1 pseudogene is annotated in these 1,340 nt (G+C 59.7%); it reads left to right on the forward strand.

The features are described from left to right. Positions 1 to 1,340, forward strand: a pseudogene (locus CHB86_RS24075) (hypothetical protein); the annotation flags it as partial.

The following is a 1,340-nucleotide window of genomic DNA, read 5'->3' on the forward strand; positions in this document are numbered from 1 at the left end:
GCTATACGAGGAGCACGTTTGCCAAGGCGACGGTCATGCCCAGACTGGCCGACTTTTGCTCCGCCCAGTGGTCGGTTTTTGCGCCGCCGTTGACAACCTGTCCAGTCTGGATCCGGGGGTCGGAAAGACGTCGGCCATCAAGCATCTGGTCAGGCAGACACTGGTGTCCCCTCACCATCATGATGTCTCGTTCCTGCTGTGCCTGCCGAGGATCGCCGAGATCATTCGGCTTGCCAAGGAACTGGGTCTGGAAGAAGCGGACTACGCGGTCTTGACGTCGGATGAGAAGGTCAACGGATTGTCATCCACTGCGCCAAGCGATGCGAGGATCCTCTTGACCACCCATGAGATGGTCAGGCGTCACGTCGATGGGCGTAGCTTCAACGAAGCATCAGCATTCCACTTCGCAGGCGGAGTTCGCACCGTCCGGATCTGGGACGAGGAGTTCCTGCCAGGCGAGGTCGTCACTGTGACCCAAGAGGAGTTGGCGACGCTTCCTGCCCACCTTGGTCGTTCTCAGCCCCGGCTTCGCGATGCTGTCGATAAGTTTGTCGAAGACATGAAAGCCGCAGCCAACGGCGACGTCCTCGATTTCCCGGCGCTCTCCTCGCTGTACACAGGCGATTCTGTGGACGTTCAGAACTCGCTGGGTCCAAACCCCGGACAGATAGCAATAGATGCGCTGAAGAGTTGCATGAGGCTCTCGGGAGGCAAGGTGCGGATTGCGAGGAGTAGCGGACGGCAGATCACCGCACTCGGTGTCCGGACAACCATGCCCTCAGACTTTTATCCTCTGTTGGTTCTGGATGCGTCGGGACGTGTCAGGCAGACCTACGAGCTGCTGGAGAAAGGCCCCCAGATCGTCAGGCGTCTCAGGACGGCGACGAAGGACTATGGCAACCTCACGATCAGGGTGATGCAGCGCGGAGGCGGGAAGTACAGCTGGCAGAAGCATGGCCAGGAGCTTGCGCAGGAGATCGCCTCGATCATCAGCTCAAAGCCGGAGGAACCGTGGCTGGTGATCTATCACAAGAGCGTTCTGGGTGGTCGCTTCCCTGAGGTGGTCAGCGAGATGGCCTCCGGAGATCCCGCTCGCATCAGCTTCGTGAACTGGGGCGCTCATCAGGGGACCAATGACTACGCACACATTCCCAACGTGATCCTCGCCGGGACAACCTTCTACGAGGAGCACCACTATCTGGGTCTTGCGCATCTGTGTGCGGCCATCCCGACCGACATCGATCCCATGCCGGTTCTCGTCGATGGGGTGAAAGCTGGGGAACATTCTCACCACATCCTGCAGGGTCTCTGTCGTGGTTCGGCGCGACGCAGCATCGATG

This window comes from Tropicimonas sediminicola (assembly GCF_900188335.1).
Classification (GTDB): Bacteria; Pseudomonadota; Alphaproteobacteria; order Rhodobacterales; family Rhodobacteraceae; genus Tropicimonas; species Tropicimonas sediminicola.